This is a genomic window from Bradyrhizobium sp. MI1.4 (assembly GCF_055811315.1).
Map to the genome: position 1 here is coordinate 1 of NZ_JBVVPP010000036.1, position 19,924 is coordinate 19,924.

17 protein-coding genes and 3 pseudogenes are annotated in these 19,924 nt (G+C 63.1%); 8 read left to right on the top strand and 12 right to left on the bottom strand.

What is annotated here, in order from left to right:
* Window positions 1-70: 70 nt before the first annotated feature.
* Window positions 71-226: pseudogene (locus AC0L23_RS28340) on the bottom strand (DUF736 family protein); the annotation flags it as partial.
* Between the two features lie 377 nt (window positions 227-603).
* On the opposite strand from AC0L23_RS28340, the gene AC0L23_RS28345 reads away from it, so the two are divergent.
* The gene (locus AC0L23_RS28345) at window positions 604-762 is read left to right on the top strand and encodes a hypothetical protein (protein ID WP_473357559.1); all 159 of its coding nucleotides are present in this window, start codon (window positions 604-606) and stop codon (window positions 760-762) included.
* Window positions 763-778: 16 nt separating this feature from the next.
* Here AC0L23_RS28345 and AC0L23_RS28350 read toward each other — a convergent pair whose 3' ends face one another.
* The 6 genes and pseudogenes from AC0L23_RS28350 to AC0L23_RS28375 all read right to left on the bottom strand — a co-directional run.
* Window positions 779-1,258, bottom strand: coding sequence for a hypothetical protein (locus tag AC0L23_RS28350; protein ID WP_473357560.1), 480 nt, complete (start codon window positions 1,256-1,258; stop codon window positions 779-781).
* A 134-nt stretch (window positions 1,259-1,392) separates the two neighbouring features.
* Entirely contained in the window at window positions 1,393-2,316 is a 924-nt protein-coding gene (locus AC0L23_RS28355; protein WP_473357561.1) for a DUF2493 domain-containing protein, read from the bottom strand.
* Window positions 2,317-2,645: 329 nt separating this feature from the next.
* On the bottom strand, window positions 2,646-3,707 hold the full coding sequence (locus AC0L23_RS28360; RefSeq protein ID WP_473357562.1) for a DUF7146 domain-containing protein: 1,062 nt from the start codon (window positions 3,705-3,707) through the stop codon (window positions 2,646-2,648).
* Window positions 3,707-8,029: a strawberry notch-like NTP hydrolase domain-containing protein gene (locus tag AC0L23_RS28365; protein WP_473357563.1), complete on the bottom strand. Its 4,323-nt coding sequence runs from the start codon at window positions 8,027-8,029 to the stop codon at window positions 3,707-3,709. The genes AC0L23_RS28360 and AC0L23_RS28365 overlap by 1 nt, the downstream gene beginning before the upstream one ends.
* Before the next feature lie 185 nt (window positions 8,030-8,214).
* Entirely contained in the window at window positions 8,215-10,332 is a 2,118-nt protein-coding gene (locus AC0L23_RS28370; RefSeq protein WP_473357564.1) for a ParB/RepB/Spo0J family partition protein, read from the bottom strand.
* Between the two features lie 108 nt (window positions 10,333-10,440).
* Window positions 10,441-10,740 (bottom strand): annotated as a pseudogene (locus tag AC0L23_RS28375) (zincin-like metallopeptidase domain-containing protein); the annotation flags it as partial.
* 147 nt (window positions 10,741-10,887) lie between these two features.
* Here AC0L23_RS28375 and AC0L23_RS28380 point away from each other — a divergent pair.
* The 3 genes from AC0L23_RS28380 to AC0L23_RS28390 are packed head-to-tail and all read left to right on the top strand — an operon-like array spanning window position 10,888 to window position 14,026.
* A complete protein-coding gene (locus tag AC0L23_RS28380) occupies window positions 10,888-12,099 on the top strand; it encodes a tyrosine-type recombinase/integrase (protein WP_354111401.1) in 1,212 nt (403 codons plus the stop codon).
* A complete protein-coding gene (locus AC0L23_RS28385; protein ID WP_247297731.1) occupies window positions 12,096-13,037 on the top strand; it encodes a tyrosine-type recombinase/integrase in 942 nt (313 codons plus the stop codon). The genes AC0L23_RS28380 and AC0L23_RS28385 overlap by 4 nt, the downstream gene beginning before the upstream one ends.
* Complete coding sequence (locus AC0L23_RS28390) at window positions 13,034-14,026, top strand: tyrosine-type recombinase/integrase (RefSeq protein WP_473357565.1); 993 nt, start codon at window positions 13,034-13,036, stop codon at window positions 14,024-14,026. Before AC0L23_RS28385 ends, AC0L23_RS28390 begins: the two co-directional genes overlap by 4 nt.
* Window positions 14,027-14,108: 82 nt before the next feature.
* On the opposite strand, the pseudogene AC0L23_RS28395 reads toward AC0L23_RS28390, so the two are convergent.
* The 3 genes and pseudogenes from AC0L23_RS28395 to AC0L23_RS28405 all read right to left on the bottom strand — a co-directional run.
* Window positions 14,109-14,762 (bottom strand): annotated as a pseudogene (locus tag AC0L23_RS28395) (ArdC family protein); the annotation flags it as partial.
* A 502-nt stretch (window positions 14,763-15,264) separates the two neighbouring features.
* The gene (locus tag AC0L23_RS28400) at window positions 15,265-15,594 is read right to left on the bottom strand and encodes a hypothetical protein (RefSeq protein WP_473357566.1); all 330 of its coding nucleotides are present in this window, start codon (window positions 15,592-15,594) and stop codon (window positions 15,265-15,267) included.
* Complete coding sequence (locus tag AC0L23_RS28405; protein WP_473357567.1) at window positions 15,581-16,129, bottom strand: thermonuclease family protein; 549 nt, start codon at window positions 16,127-16,129, stop codon at window positions 15,581-15,583. Before AC0L23_RS28405 ends, AC0L23_RS28400 begins: the two co-directional genes overlap by 14 nt.
* A 310-nt stretch (window positions 16,130-16,439) precedes the next feature.
* Here AC0L23_RS28405 and AC0L23_RS28410 point away from each other — a divergent pair, with 310 nt between their 5' ends.
* Window positions 16,440-16,706 (top strand): hypothetical protein, encoded by a 267-nt coding sequence (locus AC0L23_RS28410; protein ID WP_473296787.1) that lies wholly within the window; start codon window positions 16,440-16,442, stop codon window positions 16,704-16,706.
* Between the two features lie 31 nt (window positions 16,707-16,737).
* Here the strand turns inward: AC0L23_RS28410 and AC0L23_RS28415 are convergent, their stop codons facing one another.
* Entirely contained in the window at window positions 16,738-16,923 is a 186-nt protein-coding gene (locus AC0L23_RS28415; RefSeq protein WP_354062518.1) for a DUF3606 domain-containing protein, read from the bottom strand.
* A gap of 109 nt (window positions 16,924-17,032) precedes the next feature.
* Here AC0L23_RS28415 and ligD (AC0L23_RS28420) point away from each other — a divergent pair, with 109 nt between their 5' ends.
* The gene (ligD, locus tag AC0L23_RS28420; protein ID WP_473357568.1) at window positions 17,033-17,953 is read left to right on the top strand and encodes a non-homologous end-joining DNA ligase; all 921 of its coding nucleotides are present in this window, start codon (window positions 17,033-17,035) and stop codon (window positions 17,951-17,953) included.
* Complete coding sequence (locus AC0L23_RS28425; RefSeq protein ID WP_473357569.1) at window positions 17,953-18,120, top strand: hypothetical protein; 168 nt, start codon at window positions 17,953-17,955, stop codon at window positions 18,118-18,120. The genes ligD (AC0L23_RS28420) and AC0L23_RS28425 overlap by 1 nt, the downstream gene beginning before the upstream one ends.
* Before the next feature lie 48 nt (window positions 18,121-18,168).
* On the opposite strand, the gene AC0L23_RS28430 is transcribed toward AC0L23_RS28425, so the two are convergent.
* Window positions 18,169-18,783 (bottom strand): cell envelope biogenesis protein TolA, encoded by a 615-nt coding sequence (locus AC0L23_RS28430; RefSeq protein WP_473357570.1) that lies wholly within the window; start codon window positions 18,781-18,783, stop codon window positions 18,169-18,171.
* A gap of 143 nt (window positions 18,784-18,926) precedes the next feature.
* Between AC0L23_RS28430 and ligD (AC0L23_RS28435) the strand changes: the two genes are divergently transcribed.
* Window positions 18,927-19,874 (top strand): non-homologous end-joining DNA ligase, encoded by a 948-nt coding sequence (gene ligD, locus AC0L23_RS28435; RefSeq protein ID WP_473357571.1) that lies wholly within the window; start codon window positions 18,927-18,929, stop codon window positions 19,872-19,874.
* Window positions 19,875-19,924 lie beyond the last annotated feature (50 nt).

Consider the following 19,924-nt stretch of genomic DNA (forward strand, 5'->3'; position numbering starts at 1 on the left):
CGCAGTCGCAAAAGCTCGGGAAAATCGCGGCTACCAGTCCACGACTCCGCATAATCCCGCGCTACGCATAATCCGCTCGGCCCACGTAGATGCGGTGGCTGGGAGCGTTGTCGTTGGAGCGGTTGGTCTCGGCGACGATACGGACGCCCTTGGCTTGCAGGCTCAGGGTGACGATCTCGCCCTGGAAGTCGTTGCCGACCTTCTTGAAAGAACCGATGTTAGCCATGTCACTTCTCCTGTTGTGTTTCGAGCCCGCGACCACCGCGGCCTCGTTGGCGATCTAAAGGCCGAGGACGATCGGCGACGCACCCGCTCGGGCCGGAGCGCAGCGGAGGACGCCGTTGTTGCGACTTTCTTGCCTCGCGAGGAATGGGCGAAGCCCAGGGGAAGAAAATCGCATCAAAGGCGTTGCGGCTCAGACGATCGAGGCGCAGCCGGTCTTCGGCCAGATCAAGCCATCAAAGAGGCCACGTGGTCTGCGTGCTGAACCGCAATCTTGAGGAGAAGACTGGCGAATCTCGGTTCTGCTGAATAAGGGGTTGGTACGGTTCGGCGCAGAAAGAGAAACAATCTGCCGCAAAGGGCGGTATTGTCCCGGAAGGAATGATCGAGCGCGGCGCGCCGCTCCACCGCAGCCATGTGGGCCGGACAGAGATTGGTAGGGCTTGCTTGAAGCGCTCCGAGGAGAAGCCCTGTTACTTCTCGCTTAAGCGCGACGACCCCTCGTTCAACGTGGCGCCCTGTGCGCCGTTCGACCGATGATGGCGACCAAGCCTCATCACCCTTGCGTGGCGGCTGTGAGAACTGGTTGAGGCGCATTCTCCACCACCCCGGCCGACTCCGACGGGAGGGTCTCCGCGAACACGGTCAAGCGTGTCCATGCCGTGCCGCCGATGCAAACCGCTCCTAGGCATGCGAACGCCTCGCGCCAAGCCAGTGAAGGCACCCCGATCTGCGATAGAGCAAACACCACATGATAGCCGGCGATCGCTGCGGGGACCGTGAATACGGTTGCGATCGCGACGCGCAAGGTCAAGGACCGACCAACGGCGACGGCGACCTGACCAGCGGCAAGCGTCAGCGTGCCAGAAGCAATTCCGATAAGCGGTGCGCCGAAGACGCCCGCGCCATGACGAAATGCCAACATCCCGACACTGAGTGCGACGAAAAATGGCAGGGCATACACAGCGAGCGCAAAGATGGCCCAGCAGAACAAGCCAATGCCGAGTGTGTTGAGAACAAGCCCAAGCGCGAGCATGGTGGTGGCTCCATGTGCATGGATTTATCAATCGCGCCTTCCACCACCACCACGGCGCAGTTTTGGATGTAAAAACGAAACGAGGCGGAGTTGCGGCGTGCAACTCCACCTTGGCGTCTTCGAGGCGACGGCGCTCATGCGCCGCCGAACTTCCAGACGGGAATGCCGAGCCGCTTCGCCTTGTCGGCGAGATTGTCCTGAATTCCCGTGCCCGGGAAGTGCATGACGCCGATCGGCAGAAGCTCAAGCATCGCATCGTTGCGCTTGAAGGGGGCTGCCTTGGCGTGCTTCGTCCAGTCAGGCTTGAAGGCGATCTGTGGCACCTTGCGATTGGTCGCCCATTTCGAGGCGATCAGTTCGGCACCCTTGGGCGAGCCGCCATGGAGCAGGACCATCTCGGGATGCTTGACATGAACCTTATCGAGGCGATCCCAGATCAGATGATAGTCGTTGAAATCGAGCCCGCCAGTGAGTGCGATCTTCGGCCCCGGTGGCAACATGACCTCAGTCTCGGCGCGGCGTTTTGCTGCGATGAAGTCACGGGAGTCGATCATTGCCGCGGTGAGCGTTCGGTGATTCACCAATGATCCCGACCTCGGACGCCAAGCTGAGCCGGTGTGGACCTCAAATTGCTCGATGGCCTGATCCCGGAAGAGCTCCAGGCAATTGCGGCGCTCAATCAGCGTGATGCCTTCGGCAGTCAGGCGCTCGAGTTCGACCGACCGCACTTCCGATCCGTTCTGCTCGCGCTGGCTCTTATGCTGCGCCTGTTCGTTGTCGTCGAGCTGCCGTTCGATGCGGTCAACGGCACGATGGAACAGATTGACGGTCGACCAGAGCAGATCGTCAAGGTCCGGCTCAAGCCGCGTGTCGTTCAAGGTCGCAACAAGGGCGTCAAAGATATCGACCACGGCGCCGACGATCATCTTGCCCTCCGGGAGCGGTCTTGGATCGGGCTGGTCATCTAAGGGACGATAGCCGAAGAGCTGTAGTTCGGTGAGGACGTGGTCGGTTGGAGATGTGGCGTGCGGCCGTTCGATGTCGTCATGGTCGGTCATGAGAAGGGGTCCTTTGCCGGATCGGCCGCGACCATCGCGGCTTCGTGGCGATCCTCTGACGGCAGGCGGAACGGGTCAGCACCCGACGGGGCCGAAGCGACAGCGGAGGATGGCGGAGGCCGGCTATTTTGCTTCGCGATGCAAAGCGCGCAGCCAACCGCATGATGTGTCTTCGCATCGCGGGCGCGCGGCGGAAAATAGCCGGACGCAGCCATTGCCGGCCCGGGCCGCTTGCCGTCCGATCGCCCTCTAGAAGGCCGAGGTCGCGTCCTCTTCCGGTATTGGCCTCGCCTATGACCGGCCTGGCAGCGTCGATCGAGGACCGGGAGCTATTCCGCGGCCACCCTCAACGAATGCAGGAAGCGGACGAGGTCTTCCGGTACGAGTTGAACCCGCAGCGCTGCTTGGAGGGCATCGTGACCGAAGACATGCAGATCTTCGTTGAAGTCGCCCAGCCGGGGTGACAGCGCGATCGCTTCAATGCCGGCGTCGGCTGCGCGCTGGCTGAGAATAGCCTGCACCGCATCGCCGGCGGCGTCGGCGTCCTGGGCAATGTAGAGCCGGCGCAGGCTCGAGGGCAGCAACATTGCCGAAAGGTGATTGGCCGATAGGGCTGCCGCCATCGGCATAGTCGGCAGCACGTACCGCAGCGACAGCATGGTCTCGATACCCTCGCCGGCAACGAGCACGTCGTCGACCACATCGAACCGAACGGCATTGCCGAGCAGGTCGCCCATGGCGCGTCGTGGCGTATCGATCGGAGCCTTGCCCAGCCGAACGCGATCGAAGCCGTCCGGATCAAGCCAGGTGCGATGCACGCCAGTGATCCGTCCAACTAGATCCGTGACGCAGGCAATCATCGCCGGCCACGTTTCCGTCGGCAAATGCTCGTCCGGCCGATAGTAGCAGCGTGGGTGAAAGCGCAGGGAGCCACCATGGTGGATGCGGGTTATTCCGCGGCGCTGCAAGTACGTTTCAGCCACTGTCCCTTCGATCGGACTGGATATCGCAAAGAGCCGACGGGCAGCCGCCTGCGATCCCGCCGGTACTGCCGGACCAATAGTCCTTTGGACGAGCTCGGGTTCAGCGCGGGGCAGTCTCAAAAAACGTCTTGCCTCCTGCGCGACTTCGCGGAAGTCGCGCAAGCCTAGGCTTTCACGGATGATGTCGAGGAGATCGCCATGCTCGCCGGTCGCAGCATCAGTCCACTTGCCCGCCGGCCCCTTCGGCGATTCCTGGAGCCGCACGAACAGTGAGCGGCCCGGGGTGTTGTGCACGTCGCCGACCACCCAGTACCGCCCCGCCCGCTTGCCATTGGAGAGATAGTGTCGGCACACCGCCTCAGCCTCGCGCGCGAGGCGGCGTGCTAGCTCGGAGGCTTCGCGGGGCATTAGGCGGCCTCCCGCTCACTGATGCGCGCGACCGGATAGGTGTCGAGCACCTGCGACAGGATCTCGACGCCGCTCGCATCCGTCGGCACGAACATGCGCAGCTTCCAGGAGATGATCTCTCCAAAGAGGCCATAGGCCCGCAAACGGTCGCGCATCGTGTCGTTGAACCCAGACAGTTCGATGCGGTATGCGCCCATTACGCGGACGCGGCAAAGCTGGAGCCCTTCCGCAAGCTCGAGGACGGTCCGTCCCTCCACGAGTGCGGCAAAGGCAGCGTGCGGCGTCAACGCCGGCGCGTCAGCCTCAAGGGCGCTCGCGACCCAGGTCGCCGAGACCTTGCGGCCGATGATGCGTTCGCCCGCGTCGGTCTGGAGCCGATACACCCGTGTCGACTCGTTCGGTAGCCGCTTCCAGATCGGGAGCAGCAAGCCGGCCACGACATGGATTGTCCTGTCCGTATACTCGGGCACATCGGCGAGCTCTGCCAGCCAGGCCGCGGCGAAGCGTTCGCGGTCAGCGTCCACCCAATCGCTTTCCGCCATGACGGCCAAGGGGACGGTGTGCTGCTCCATCAGCCGGATCAGGCGGACGCGCCGCTCGATCTCGCCATCATCGAGCATGACGCTCGCTGCCGGAACCTGCACGGTTGCCCGCCCCGAGCGCTCGTTGATCAGCAGGACGGAATGGCGATCGGAGACACGAGCAAGAGCATCATCCAGCCTCAGAGGATGATTGCGCTGGCGCTGGGTGATCGTGAGAAGCCGGGTCTCGGCACCGGTGCCGGGATGAGCATAGATTGGCCGCCGGTCGGTGACCACAAAGCTCTCGGCGCGGAGCGTTTCCAGCCCGAGGTCATAGGTGCCCGAGGCAACCGCGCCTTCGATCCGGGCCGTCAGTAGCTGCTCGAAGACGGTGAACAGGATGTTCTGAAGATCGATCGTGAGCGCGAGCAACCTGTTCAGGAAGGTCGTGATCGGCGGCAGGTCATCCCTGAGCCCATTGGCATCCGTGAGTTTCAAGCCGGTCGCATCCTCGAATCGCTCGAGCGAGCAGCCCTCGACCTTGCCGCGTGCCAGCAGCGTGTAGAGCTGACGCAACGCGTCGCGGCCGTACTGGCTTTCGAGATTGTCCTCGGGCCGGAACAGGCCCTGCCCTCCGGTCTGGCGCTGACCGCGCGTGATGGCTCCCAACGTGTCGAGCCGGCGCGCAATGGTGCTCAAGAAACGCTTTTCGGCCTTCACGTCGGTCGCGATCGGACGAAACAGCGGGGGCTGCGCCTGGTTGGTCCGGTTGGTGCGGCCGAGCCCCTGGATCGCAGCGTCCGCCTTCCAGTCGGGCTCAAGCAGATAGTGGACCCGCAGGCGGCGATTCCGCGCCGACAGCTCGGCGTGGTAGCTCCTCCCCGTGCCGCCCGCGTCCGAGAACACGAGAATCCGCTTGACGTCATCCATGAAGGCGGAGGTCTCGGCGAGGTTGGCCGAAGCTGCCCGGTTTTCGACGACCAGCCGGTCGCCCTTGCGAACGATGCGGCGCGAGCGCCCGGTTACCTCGGCGACCATGTCGGTGCCGAAGCGCTGGACCACCTGGTCCAGCGCCCCAGGCACCGGCGGCAGCGAGGCGAGTTTCTCGATCAGGCGGTCGCGGCGGGTGACGGCCTCCCGGCTCTCGGCCGGTTGGCCGTCGCGATAGACAGGCCGGGAGCAGAGATTGCCTTCCGAGTCGGTAAAGGGCTCGTAGAGCTGGACCGGAAAGGAATGGGCGAGATAGTCGAGGACATACTCGCGCGGGGTGATGTCGACGTGGACGTCGCCCCAGTCCTCCGTTGGAATCTCGGCGAGCCTGCGCTCCATCAGCGCTTCGCCCGTCGACACGATCTGGATGACAGCGGCGTGGCCGGCCTCAAGGTCGCGCTCGATCGATCGGATCAGCGAAGGCGTCTTCATCGAGGTCAGGAATTGGCCAAAAAAGCGCTGCTTGGCGCTCTCGAAAGCAGATCGCGCGGCCGATTTGGCCTGGCCGTTCAGCGTGCCGGTCGCGCCGGTGATGTTGGCGGCCCGCACTGCGGCGTCGAGATTGTTATGGATGACGCTGAACGCGCCGGCGTAGGCGTCATAGATCCGAACCTGCTCGGGCGTGAGCTGGTGCTCGACGAGCTCGTACGCGACGCCCTCGTAAGAGAGCGAGCGGGCGGCGTAGAGGCCGAGCGCCTTAAGGTCGCGCGCGAGCACCTCCATGGCGGCGACGCCGCCCTCCTCGATCGCCTCGACGAACTCGGCGCGGGTGGCGAACGGAAAATCAGCGCCGCCCCACAGGCCGAGCCGCTGGGCATAGGCGAGGTTGTGCACTGTGGTGGCGCCGGTTGCGGAGACATAGACGACGCGGGCATTCGGCAAGGCGTGCTGGAGCCTCAGGCCCGCGCGCCCCTGCTGAGACGCCGCCTGATCACCGCGCTCGCCCTTCTGGCCTGCCGCGTTCTGCATCGCGTGGCTCTCGTCGAAGACGATCACTCCGTCGAAGTCGGAGCCCAACCATTCGACGATCTGCCGAACGCGCGAAAGCTTCTCGCCACGCTCATCGGTGCGCAGCGTAGCGTAGGTGGTGAAAAGGACGCCTTCCGCGAGCCGGATGGGTGTGCCCTGCCGAAACCGGGAGAGCGGCGTAACCAGCAGGCGCTCCATGCCTAGCGCGGACCAGTCGCGCTGCGCGTCTTCGATCAGCTTGTCGGATTTGCTGATCCAGACCGCGCGGCGGCGGCCTTTGAGCCAATTGTCGACAAGGATGCCTGCGACCTGCCGGCCCTTGCCCGCGCCGGTGCCGTCGCCCAAGAACCAGCCGCGGCGAAAGCGCACGGCATGTTCTGCATCGTCGCGCGCGGCCGCCACAACGTCAAAGGTCGCATCCAGCGTCCAGGAGCCCGCAAGAAACTCGGAATGCGCCTCGCCGGCATAGATGACGCTCTCGAGCTGGGCGTCGGACAGGATGCCATCCGCCACGAGTTTGGCCGGCAGGTGGGGCCGGTAAGACGGCTTCGGCGGCGCGACCGAGGCCATCGCGGCGGACTGCACGAGTTTGGTCGGATGCGCATGCGTGTCCGGAATACGGATCGCCTGCAGCGCGTATTCCTCATAAAGCGCATCGGTCAGCCGAGCGCCTTCTGGCGGCGACCATTCGACTGTCTCATAGGTCAGTTCGGCGCCTTCTGGCGCTACGGTGGTCGAAGCGGACGATGGGCGTGGCGCCGAGGCGCCGACCGCTCGTAATACTGCAGGGCACCTGACGACATCGACCGCTACCGGCGTCGCGATGGGCAACCTCGAGGGCACATGCTGGGTCACCCACTCGAGCAAAGTGGCGACATCGCTCGCCATGCCCGGTGAAGCCGGAAAAACTTTCGGGTCTGCGACGGGCTGCTTGTCGATCACAAGCAGTCGTGTGTCGGTCTGCGTTCCGTGTTTCGCATAGACCGCGCCGTCCATGGCGGCAGAAAATACCACCCGCCCGCTCTCCTGGAGACGAACGAAGGCTTCTCGCCATGCCGGATTGTCGGGCGCAAGGCTCGCGCCGGTGATGGCGACCAGACGCCCGCCGTCGGAAAGACGCGCCAATGCAGAGGCGATATGCCGGAGAGCCGCGTCCGCCATACGTCGATCGACATTCACCAACGCCGAGAACGGCGGGTTCATCAGGACGACGCTCGGCACGACGCCCGCATCGAGGTGATCATCGATCTGGGCGGCGTCGAACCGCGTCACCTTAACGTTGGCGAACAGTTGGTCGAGCAACGCCGCGCGGGCCTCGGCCAGCTCGTTCAATACCAATGCGCCGCCGGCGAGCTCGGCGAAGATGGCAAGCAAGCCAGTCCCCGCGGAGGGCTCCAAAACCCGGTCGGACGGCGTGATACCAGCCGCGGTGCATGCGGCAAGCCCCAGCGGGATCGGCGTTGAGAATTGTTGAAGGGCCTGGCTGTCCTCGGAGCGCCGCGTGTGGGTCGGCAGGCAGTTCGAGATTCTCGCGAGCATCGGCAGCATCGCGGCCGTCGAGCCGGCCTTGACACGGATGGCGGGACCAAACTTGCGAAGAAATAGAACAGTTGCCGCCTCGCATACGTCATAGGCGGTCTTCCATTTCCAGGCGCCAGCGGCGTCGGAAGCGCCGAAGGCAGCTTCCATGGCGGTGCGCAGGACAGCGGCATCGATGCGACGTCCGCACTCGAGATCAATCACGAGCTGTCGCGCGGCCCTGATGGCGCCGGAGGTGAGACTTGCAGCGGCACGCATCGAGAGCGGCGCGGCGGCAGCGCCGCCGGCGAGAGATTCGGTCATGGCAGGATTTCTTTCAGAGAGCAGGAGCGGGTCGAACCATCAGGCGCTCTCCTTTAAGACCCGACGGCTCAAGACCTTCCCGGCCCGGCTCTCCCTCTCAGCCCTCGCCCACAAGAATGGGGACCGGCACGGCACACCGGTCCCCAAGCGATTGCCGGACGGCCGAAGCCATCCCGTTCTAGATGTCACTCAGCCGCGTCGAGCTGTTGCGGATCATCCTCGCCCGCGTTGTCCCGATCCTCGTCCTCGCCGAGGAATTCGGGCAGCGGGCCCGCTTCACTCTCCTGCTCCACTGACGCCGCATTGGGATCGACGAGACGCAGCGGCTCCGCTAGCCACCCCGAACCATCGAGAAGACGCTCAGCTTCCTTGGCCATGTCGGCCTTCTTCAGGTGGTCGATCAATTGCGCCGAAGACTCGCCTCTCGCTTCTCGCACCGCCTCCAGAATGCGAGGCTTGGTGACCCGGCCGAGATAATTGTCGACGGAGGGCTTCCACCCCGCTTGAACCAGGTCGAGGCCGACGGCACGTGCCAGCACATCGGCCTGGTCGAGCCGGGTGCGGACGCCGTGGGCGGAGACGCGGCCCTGATTGTAGCGGTTGGCCGGCTCATAGAGAGCGTTGACCGCAAACGACGCGCAGTGCGCGAACAGCGATGCCTGTGCACCACCATCGAGAGCCGTCAGCGCGTCCCAAAGATCGTTCTCGCCCTTCGGCAACCGTGCTTTCCAGGACTCATGCCGCGCCTCGACGGCCTTCGCCGACGCGCTTTCCCTCAAGCCAGGCGCTTGAGCCGGAAAGGCCGGCGTCCGAAGGCCGATCTCGAGGCAGCTTCTAGACGACGCGAACCGGTAAAAGGCCGTCAGCACGAAGTTGTGCAGCACCGCCTGGAACGCAATCGCAGGATTTTCTGCCAGCGCATCCCGCAACGCCAGCGTGCGATGCGCCGTCAGTTCAGTGATGAGGCGATCCGGCAGAGGTTTTGTCGCGTCCTCATCATCGTCTTCGGTATCAGCAGCGCCTCCCGCGACCGCGATGACTGTGCGCTGGATGGAAGCACCAGCCGCTTTCCCTTCGGTCGATTGCGTATCGGCACCCTGCTCCACATCGGGATCGACTTGAGGCACCTCGTCTTCCGGCCGGACATAACCCCGGTCCACCGAAAGCCGTCCTTCGGAATCGATGCTGACGAAGACGCCGGCCCGGGCAACCTCGGCCGGATCGTAAGTCTTAGGCCAGCCTTCGAGCGCCAGCAGCGCCGCTTCGATCGCGCCGAGACGCTGGTCGACCTCTTCGGGCAGCTCATCCGCATGTTGATATTCGGTTTCAAGCTTCGCTTGCTCGGCGCTGAGAGCGTCGATGGTGGCCTGCTCCTCGCAGTTGAGATCGACAGGTTGGCCTTCCAGCTCGCGCAGGCGTGTCGTGTGGCCGTAGGGGAAGTCAACGGCGACTGATATCCATTTCCATCCCTCCGCCGCAATTGCTTCCGCCTCGGCTTTGAGCTTCTCTGTCACGAGACGGTCGAGCAGAGCGACATCCTGGAGCCAGCCGCCATCATCGTGCTCGAACAGATCCCGCAAAATCCCGCCGCCAGCCTGTTCGTAAGCGTCCAGCCCGATGAACTGAACGCGGCGATCGGACGCGCGAACGGTATTTTCGGTGAGCATGCGCCGGATCTGGTAGGGCTCATCATAGCCGGACCGGCTGACGTTCTCCCAGACCTGCTCCTGCCTGGCGTGATCGGCTGTCACAGAGAAGGCCATGAGCTGCTCGAGGGTCATTCCGTCCTCAGCATAGACGTCGTGCAGCTTTGGCGACACGGACGCCAGCCGGAGGCGTTGCTTCACGACGACCGGCGATACGAAGTGCCGGGCAGCAATGTCCTCGTCCGATAGTCCGGTACGACTCAGGGTCTGGAATGCCCGGAACTGATCGAGCGGATGAAGCCCTACCCGCTCGTCATTCTCTGCAAGCGAGTCGTCTTCAGCGATACCCCCTTCGCGCACGACACAAGGGACGACTTGCGTCTTCGCCATGCGCTTCTGCTTCAGGAGAAGCTCCAGCGCGCGATAGCGCCGGCCTCCGGCGGGCACCTCGAACATGCCAGTCTCATTGCCTTCGGCGTCCACGACCGCTCGCACATTGAGACTCTGCAGGAGCGTACGCTGCGCGATACTTTCGGCGAGTTGCTCGATGGAAATACCCGCCTTCACATGACGGACGTTGGACTGGCTCAGCACCAGCTTGTTGAACGGAATATCGCGTGAGGGCGACAAGGTGATCTTTTGGACAGCCTTCGTCATATCGATTCTCCACGACGGGCAGCCGAGAGCCTCTCTCTCGGCCTCCAACCCGTCACGGAAACGACAGCGCCCCTCTTACTCTTGTACCCGCGGCCACCAAGCAGAACCTCAGGCCGCCTGCTGGTCATCCGTCATCATGTCGACGACAGGTTCTGGGAGGAATCCAAGAAGATAATCCGCAACCTTGCTGGCTTGGGAAGCGGCCCGGACAATTGCACGATGGTCCTCGCGCAACACGTCAAGCCACGATCCAATATAATCGGCGTGCCGCACCGTCGGCACGATACCGAGTGACGCGCAACCGAACGCAGACGCGATTTCCGCAATCAACTCCTCAAAGGCATACTTCCTGGTACCAAAGCTGCCCGACAAGTCGCGGTTTAGACGTGATGGATGGCCGCTGGCATGCACGTTATGCCGATATCGGCATAAGGCGCATAATGCCGCGATCCAGATTATGCCGCATCTGCTCGGCTGGGCCCGGTTGGCGGCATGATCGCGCCAATCCCATTCGGCATAATCTTCGTCGCTCCAACAACAAGGAGCACGAAGATCATGTCTCAATATTTGCAGACCTGCATCGAGCCGCATCTTGGCTCGTTCGCAGCGAGTTTTGCGGCGGAGAATTACAGCGCCGGAACGGTCAAGACCTACCTATCGATCCTACGGAAGGTGGGTCACGCGATGGACGTCCAGGGCATCGGTCCTTCAGCGTTGACGCTCGATATGGCCGAGCATCTGGGACGCAAGGTGCCGCGTAAGAAAACCGGCACGATATGGCCGTATAGGTTGGCCCGCCGGTTCGCGCAGCATCTCCTCGATATCGGCGTGACGCATCCAGTGCCGTTGAGCGAGGCGCAGCAAGCGCGTGCGGCCCTACTGGCGGACTTCGAGACCTATTTGGTCAAGCATCGCGGCCTTAGCCCGCGGACGATCTATCACACGCTGCGGTTCGCCAACCGGTTCCTCGATCATCGCTTTGGCGATGCGATGGTTGATCCGGGGCGGTTGCGGCCCGCCGACGTGATCAGCTTCCTTGAGCACGTAATGGCAAGTGCGCGGCGCGACAAGACGGTAGCGACGCATGTTCGTATCTTCCTGCAATATCTGTTCGGCAGTGGCGCGACAGCGACCAATCTAGCTCTGAGTCTGCCTAGAACGGCGAAACGCTGGGGAGCACGACTGCCGCGCCATCTGGTGCCCGAGGGCGTTGAGGCGGTGCTCGCCTGCGTGCGCGACAACCCGCGGCACGGGGCTCGGGACTATGCGATGCTGCTCATCATGGCCCGGCTTGGCTTGCGTGCTGCCGAGGTCATCGCGATCCGGTTGGACGACGTCGACTGGCGCGCGGGCGAACTCTTGGTTCGTGGCAAGGGCAAACTCCACGATCGCGTGCCGATCAGCTCGGAGGTTGGCGATGCGCTGAGCCGCTATCTGCGCGAGGAGCGCGGCCCCACGTCTTGCCGCATGATGTTCGTTACCCATCGCGCGCCACACCGTCCGTTCAATGACAGCCAAATCGTCAACGCCGTCCTAAAGGATGCCCTGAAGGCGACCGGCCAGAAACCGGTGACGCCCTATGTGGGATCGCACCTGCTGCGTCATAGCCTTGCGGTCCAGTTGGTGAACTCGGGTGCATCGCTCGACGAGGTGGGCGACGTGCTGCGGCATCGCTCACGCACATCGACCATGATATATGCCCGTCTCGACATAGATGGGCTGCGATCGATAGCAATGCCCTGGCCCGTAGTGGGAGGCGCGCAATGAGCCTCACCTCCCAACTCGATCGCTATCTGGCCGTGCGGCGCAGCCTCGGCTACGACCTGAGCACCAGCGAGCGCATCCTCCGCCGCTTCACGCGGTTTGCCGACCGCGAGCGTGCGACGCATATCGACACGGCGCTGTTCCTGCGCTGGCATGCTACGCTCGACGAGGCCAACGGCAGGACGCGAGCGGCGCGGCTTACCGTCGTGCGCCTCTTCGCGCAGTGGCTAAGTAGCTTCGATCTGGCGCATGAAGCCCCGCCCCGGGGATTGTTGCCGAATACCGTGATGCGCTCCCGACCGTATATCTACAGCGACGCGGAAGTCGCTTCGATCATCGCGGCCGCAATGGCACTTCCGTCGATTTGCGGATTGCGCGGGCTGACCTGCTCGACGCTGTTCGCACTCATCGCGATCACGGGCCTGCGCGTCAGCGAGGCGCTCGCGCTCGATGGAGACGACCTCGATGCCGATAATGGTGCGTTACGCGTCCGACAAGGTAAGAACGGTAAGGAGCGACTGCTGCCGCTCGACCCCAGCGCCGTCGAGCGACTGCTAGACTATCGCGTCAAACGCGACCGGTTGATCGGTCATCCGGCGAAGCCGATGTTCATAACTGACAAGGCGACTCGGCTCACCGACTGTGGGGCCCGCTACAACTTTGCGCAAGCATGCCAGCAGATCGGATTGCGATCCGAGCAGCAGTACCAGCGGCACGGCCGGGGACCGCGCATCCACGACCTGCGCCACACCTTCGCCGTGCGTACGATGATCAACTGGTACCGGACTGGCAAGGACCCGGCGCGCGAGATGATCCGGCTGACGACCTATCTGGGTCATAGCAACCCTTCTGGAACATATTGGTATCTGGAGGCGGTCCCGGAGCTGCTCGATCTAGCGATGGGCCGCGCCACCGCGAGCGGCGGGGAGATGGCACAATGAGCACCATCGCCTTACCAGCGCTGATCCAGCGCTTCTTCACCGAGCGGCTTTGCACGCAACTGGAGGCGAGCCGACATACGGTCGCTGGCTATCGCGATACGTTCCGGCTACTGCTCAGGCACGCGAGCACTCGCCGCAACAAGCCGCCAGTCAACCTGACGGTCGAAGATATCGACGCCGATCTGGTCGCGGACTTCCTCGCCCATACCGAGACCACGCGGGGCAATAGCGCCCGCAGCCGCAACACCCGGCTCGCGGCGATCCGATCGTTCTTCCGCTTCGTCGCGATGACCGATCCGACCTGGCTACTACACTGCCAGCGTATCCTGGCCATGCCCAACAAGCGCTATGTGAAGTGTGCAGTTACGTTCCTCGATGCCGAAGAGATGGCGGCGTTGCTGGCGGCTCCGGATCGCACCACATGGGCGGGCCGGCGCGATCATGCTCTGCTGTTGCTCGCAATCCAGACAGGCCTGCGAGCTTCCGAACTGGTCGGCCTTACCCGGGGCGATGTCGCGCTTGGAACCGGCGCTCACATCCGTTGCATGGGCAAGGGCCGCAAGGAGCGCGCCACCCCACTTCGCCGCGAGACAGCCAAGCTGCTGGCGACGTGGATCGGCAACGACAAAGACCAGAGCAAGCCGCTGTTCCCGTCGATCCGGGGCGAACGGCTGAGCCGTGACGCTCTTGAGCATCTGGTCCGCAAGCACTGCCTCACGGCGTCGCGCGCGTGCCCGAGCATCGGCACCAAGCGGGTCACACCGCATACGCTGCGCCACAGCACGGCGATGGACCTGCTCCATCATGGCGTCGATCCTGCGGTGATCGCGCTCTGGCTTGGTCACGAGAACGTCGAGACCACCCAGATCTACATCCACGCCGATATGCGGATGAAGGAAAAGGCGCTCGCTCTCGTCGCCGCACCATCCGCGCCGCCGGGTCGGTTCCGGCCGGACGACAAACTGCTCGCGTTCCTTGAAGGGCTCTGATTATGCCGAACAGCCGCATGGCCAACACCGGGATATCCAGCCTCCAACAGAGGCCATGCGGCATAATCTGGATCGCGGCATTATGCGCCAGCTCGTGCAAGGCCGTTCGATGCCAATTGATCGGCTCAAAATAAGCTTGTGGGGGCGGCACCTGCACATAATCTTCCGTCGGTGCATAGAAGGCGCGGTTGCCGCCGATGCGGAAATCGATGCCGGTCACCTTGATCAGGTATTCGACCTGCGGCTCGATCAGGCCGGGCGGCGGAGGCGGCGCCGTTGTTGCGATCTCGGGAGGCAGGCCGTCGCATTGATCGCTGTTGAAAACCGTGAAGCGCTTGAGGAACGGAATGGCCTGCGCTTCCTCGCCGTTCTCGCTCGCGCGGCGCTTTTCATCGACTGGCACAAAGCGGTCGGCATAGACGACGGTCGTGCCGCGCTCACCTTTGCGGACGTGACCACCGAGCGACAGCGCCTGACGGAATGTAAGCCAGCTCTGACCTGTGAATGCGCGCTCAGTGGCTGCTCCCCAGAGAATCAGAACATTGATGCCGCTATACTGACGGCCGGTCGCGGCGCTTTTCGGTATGGCCAAAGGCGCCTTCGCCGCCGCGCTGCCCCATGGCTGGACCCACGGCACTCGACCAGCCTCCAGCTCGGCGATGATCTTGTTGGTAATATCGTCATAAAGGCTTGCCCGGTCCTCACCGGTGCGCGCCCGAGGATGATGTCTGGACATCGCGGATCTCCGCGACGGGCGCCGCGAGCCTCTCTCGCAGCCAGTAACCCGTCACGGCAAAACCGCGCGAGACTCTTACTCTCGCCTCTGCCTGAGAGAATGCGAAATCTGGGACGCAGCCCGCCTTCCATTGGACGTTCATGGGAATTGCGTCGAGCTACCTAGGGCCGAAGGCGCGACCAGGCGTGCGCCAGGGGCGCATCGCCTCTACGGAAAATGGCACCCGGAGAGCGTGAGCATAGCGACCCGAAGGGGCACGCGGGTCCGAGTGCAGCGACGAGACCGGTTCAATAGCGGCACCCGGGAACGGGGCAGTGATAGCGGTCGCCGCAGGCGAGCCCCTTTTCCGAGTGCCCCCGGCGAGGAGCTCCGCATCCCCTTGGCGCGAGGGATCGACGCCGCACGGCCGAGACGCAAAGCGGCTCGGTTCAAGAGAGCCCGGTGCGGCGACAGCCGCACGCGCGCAAGCGGAAGAACTCCGCCAAGGCCTGAGTCCAAGGACCTAGATTTCCTCGCGCGCATTCGTCTGCGCGTCGTAGATCCTGATCTGAAGCATGGGAAAACGCTTCTTTAGTTCTTCGCCACCTGCCCTGGCGCCGTCCCTGGTTGTAAATTCGGCTTTGAGCCGGCCGTCCACTTCAAGCGCGTAACCAGAGGCCGGCAATTCACGGGTGGCTGCAACCATTTCATTCCCATTGTGCAGTGAGGTAATTGGAACTGATGGGTAGCGCGAGTCGCCCGAGCCGCGCCAGACCCACCGGCCGAAATGCGGTGATAAACCATTGCACATTGTGAATTGGCGCGTTGCTGGGATTCCGTCAAGGATGGGCATTTGCATTGTCCGAACAGGCGGACGGCTTTCCACTTGCGCGGATGCATGCACGATAGAGCCATGGCTCGACGTAGCTGCCCTTCCAGAGTCCCTGGCCGGTGCGCTCAGCCTCGCGCTGAGCTTCGCGATATCTGCCCTTCGAGTATTGCGGCCAATCCAACGCAAGGCCGTTGCGTACAAGCCATTCACCGAGATCAACACCAGCGACCGAGCAGGTCGCAACCGTGCGGCCGTACGGGTCGAGGCTGACTGGAACACAATTGACGGGACGGCGGGCAATGAAGGCGTCAAGGTCGTTCGCGGCCTGCGCACCACACCGATATTGCAAGCTGTCTTCGCCGCGGCACAGCTGGCTGCTCTCCGGTGCATCGATGCCCCAAAGCCGGATGCGCACTCCATGCATTTCCAACGTGTCGCCGTCGATAACGCTGGCCTGTCCGGCAAACTGATCGGCCAGCGCCGCGCTCGACAGAATGGCGAGAATCAATGCGACAGCAGTTCGACGCATTCCAATGACCTTGAAGTTACTGCACATCTCGCCGACTGCCGTCGTTGAGCCAATCGGAAGATCATGCCAATGATCCTGACCACCGAGGAGGGGCGAAGTCTTGATGCACGTCCCTCGTGTCGAGGCAAAAAGGGAGGGCTACAGCACACGAAACGCTGAAAGTTGTCATGCGCGACGCGGACAAGGAAGACAAGATTGCTGCGTGGCTGGTTTTACACAGGGCGGCGGAACACGTGGACAAGCACCTGCCCTAACGATTTGGAATCCCTGCTCTGTGTTAGCAGCCGGAACGAATCGACGGCCGCAATGATTCGTCATTCGCGGAGGAGCGATCTTGATGCTTATGACCAAGGAGAGACGGACGGCGATCCGCACGGTACGGGGGTGGGCGATAGCCGTGCTGCAGGAGGCAGGCGCTTTCCGCGAGTGTGAGTACCACGGCTGGATGCAGGACCGCGCAGATCCGCACGCCCGTGAGCGGGCGTTCGAAATCGCCCGCCAGGACGCGCCACCGGGTCTTTCGCCCGAGGCGGCCGCCGACGCGGTGAGCGAGGTGCTGGACTCGATCGGCGACACCTGTCCCGAATGCCCGCCCGAGGTCTAGGCACGCGATCGCCAATCGAGCGAGCAAAGACCTAGCGCGCGAGACGCTTCTCGACCCGCTTCCGGCTGTTGCCGACCTTCTTGACAGCTTTCTTGACTGCTGAAGCCGACCGCCCGGTCTTCTTGGACTCGTACCCCACTTCATACTTTTGCCCGCCGGCCACACGGGCCCGGTCCTGCTTGCGCCCGCGCGCCGTCTTCTTCTTCGCTGCCGCCATCGGCTCCTCCTGTCGGACTGATAACAGACCAACGCAGTAGGGGATTCACGGGTTCCGGAACGATTCGAACTGTGTCAGTTTGAATCAGCTGTTGCGTGGAGTTTCTCCAGTGGCGTTTCAGCGTAAAAGACCCGCGGCAATCGGCGTGAAGGCGCCGTTGCCCGACTTCATCGAACCGGCCTTGGCCACCTCGATCGAGAGGGTGCCGTCCGGCAGGCGATGGATTCACGAAATCAAGTTCGACGGCTACCGGGTCCAGGTCCACTTGGCCAACGAGGCGGCGAAGATTTTCACCCGGCGCGGACACGATTGGACGCATCGCTTTAAGAAGGTCGCCCATGACGCCTGGCAGATCAAGGCGAGCTCGGCCGTCATCGACGGCGAGATTGTCGTTCCCGCTGCCGACGGCACGACCGATTTCTCGGTGCTGCAAAACGAGCTCAAGGGTAAGTCGACCAAGATCGTGCTGGTGGCGTTCGATCTGCTCTATCTGAACGGCCGCGATCTTCGGAAGCTGCCGCTGATCCAGAGGAAAGCCGAGCTCAGGAAAATCGTCGATGGCACCGACGTCCAGTTCAGCGAAAGCTTCGAGATCGAGGGACGCGAGATGTTCGCGCACGCCTGCAAACTCGGCCTGGAAGGTGTCATCTCGAAGGTGCGAGACGGTCCCTATCCGAAGGGCCGTACAAGCGATTGGGTGAAGAAAACATGTGTCCAACGGGAGACCCTGACCATCGCCGGCTTCGCACTCGATGGAACGAAGTGGGACGGCATCTATGTCGGCCGCCGCAAGGGCGACGATCTGGTCTATGCGGGCAAGGTCGACCATGGCTTTGACAAGACGTCCGCCGCTGACCTCCAGAAGAGACTGAAGCCGCTGATCCGGAAGACGCAGCCCTACACAAGGAGGATCACCCACAAGGGCATCTGGGTCGAACCAAAGCTGCTCGCCGAGATCGAGTATCGCGCGAAGTCAGCCGAGGGAAAGGTACGGCATCCGTTCTTCCGGGGCCTGCGGGAGGATCTGTGATGGATGCATTCGATCGCTTCTGGCAATGGGCCAACAAGCCCTTGGAAAGTCAACTGGCGATACCGGCCGAGCTACATCGGGCCGTCATGGAGCTCGCTCCTGAGGAACGACGGGACCGCGCCGCCGTGAACCAAGCCGCAGCACGCGTCCAAGATCCCGAACGATGAACGCTTGAAGGAGACACTGGCCTTCGCTCGTGAGCGCCGCCACAGAAACTAACCCCGCGCGCGCCGCAGTGCGGCTTCCAATCGCTCCTTTTCCTTATCCCAGCGGGCTTGTTCGGTCTGCGATCTCTTCTCAAGAGCCTCGAGTTCGGCCTGGATGACGGCAGCCCGCTTCGCGTGCTCCTGTTCGGCCTTGTCCAACGCAGCCTGTGCCTTGTCGACCGCCTGCTGACGGCGTTCACGCTCTTTCTGCCTGGCGGCCTCTTCCTTCACCCGTTCAAGCTCGCGGCGCCTCTGCTCTCGTTCGTAGGCGAGAGCGGCGTTGCGCTCCGCCGACTTATCAACGGGGCGAGAGGAAGGCTTCTTCGCCTTTGGGCCTTTCAACTTGCGGGCGGCTTTCGTCCGTCCGCCGCCGCCAAGGTCGGTAGGCAGTTCGGCGTGTTCGCTGAAAGGTCGATCGGTACCAACCGGACGCCTGAGAACGACGCCGGGCTTTGCCATCGTCGCGGCGATGACGTCCGGGTCGTGGCTTTCCTTCGCAGCGCCCTGGTGGAAGAGATTACTGTCAGCCCCCCATGCTTCGAGAGCCGCCTTCATCGAGGGAGCGGCGATTGCCTGATCGAAGAAGCCCAGCGACGTCTGATAGGTCTTCAGTTTCCTGGCCATCTGTCTAATCCGCCCCTCCCCGATCAATCGTCAACGACGCGCCCGCCAAGGCGCCAGCGGAACACGACGCGGCCTCGAAGCGTTCCCTCATCCTTGAAGGACGTCCATGCATTTCGCAACGCGCTCTTAAGGATTGGCCTCGAATGAGCCGGACGTCGACCCTGCCCAAGCGCCTGCAGCCGATGCTCGCTACGCTCACCGACGCGCCGTTCGACGACCCCGGCTGGGTTTTCGAGGACAAGTACGACGGATTCCGAATGATCGCGGAAATCCGGCGGGGCAAGGTTGCGCTCTACAGCCGCAACGGCAAGATCATCAGCCGCAGCTATATCGAGGTCGCCAAAGCGTTGGAGGGCGTGACGGGCGACGCCGTGATCGACGGCGAGCTCGTCGCGATCGGAAAGGACGGTGTCTCACATTTCCAGCTACTCCAAAACGCACTGCGCCATGAAGCGAAGCTCAAGTATTGCGCCTTCGATCTCATGTTTGAGAACGGAGTGGACTTGCGCAAGCAGCCTCTCCTCGAGCGCAAGAAGCGGCTGAAGGCAATTCTGCCGCGCCACAAGCTGATCGCCTTCAGCCATCACCGTAAGGGGAACGGCACGAAATTCTTCGCTGAGGCCGAGCGGAAAGGTCTCGAAGGCATCATGGCGAAGCGCGCCGACAGCGCGTATGCGTCCAGAAGTCGGAGTCCGGATTGGCTGAAGATTAAGACGGCAAAGCGACAGGAAGTGGTGATCGCGGGCTTCACTGCGCCCAGGCGCACTAGGCCGTTCTTCGGCGCCCTGGTCCTCGCCGTGCGCGAAGATGACGCTTGGCGCTACATCGGTCATGTCGGCACTGGCTTCAGCCACAAGGTCCTGGAGAACATCCATGCCAAGCTCATGAAGCTGACGGCCTCAAAATCACCCTTCGCTGCCAAAGTGAAGGATGAGGCCGCGACGACCTGGGTCAGGCCCTCGTTGGTTGCCGAGGTCAAATTTGCGGAGTGGACGAGCAAGGGCGAACTGCGCCAGCCCGTCTACCTCGGGCTCAGGTCCGACAAGCGGGCGAAGGATGTCGTGCGCGAACGAGAACGTTCTCAAAAATAGCGCTTCCCTTCGGGCCTAACCGGCAAACGGAACGAATTGATGCATTCGCC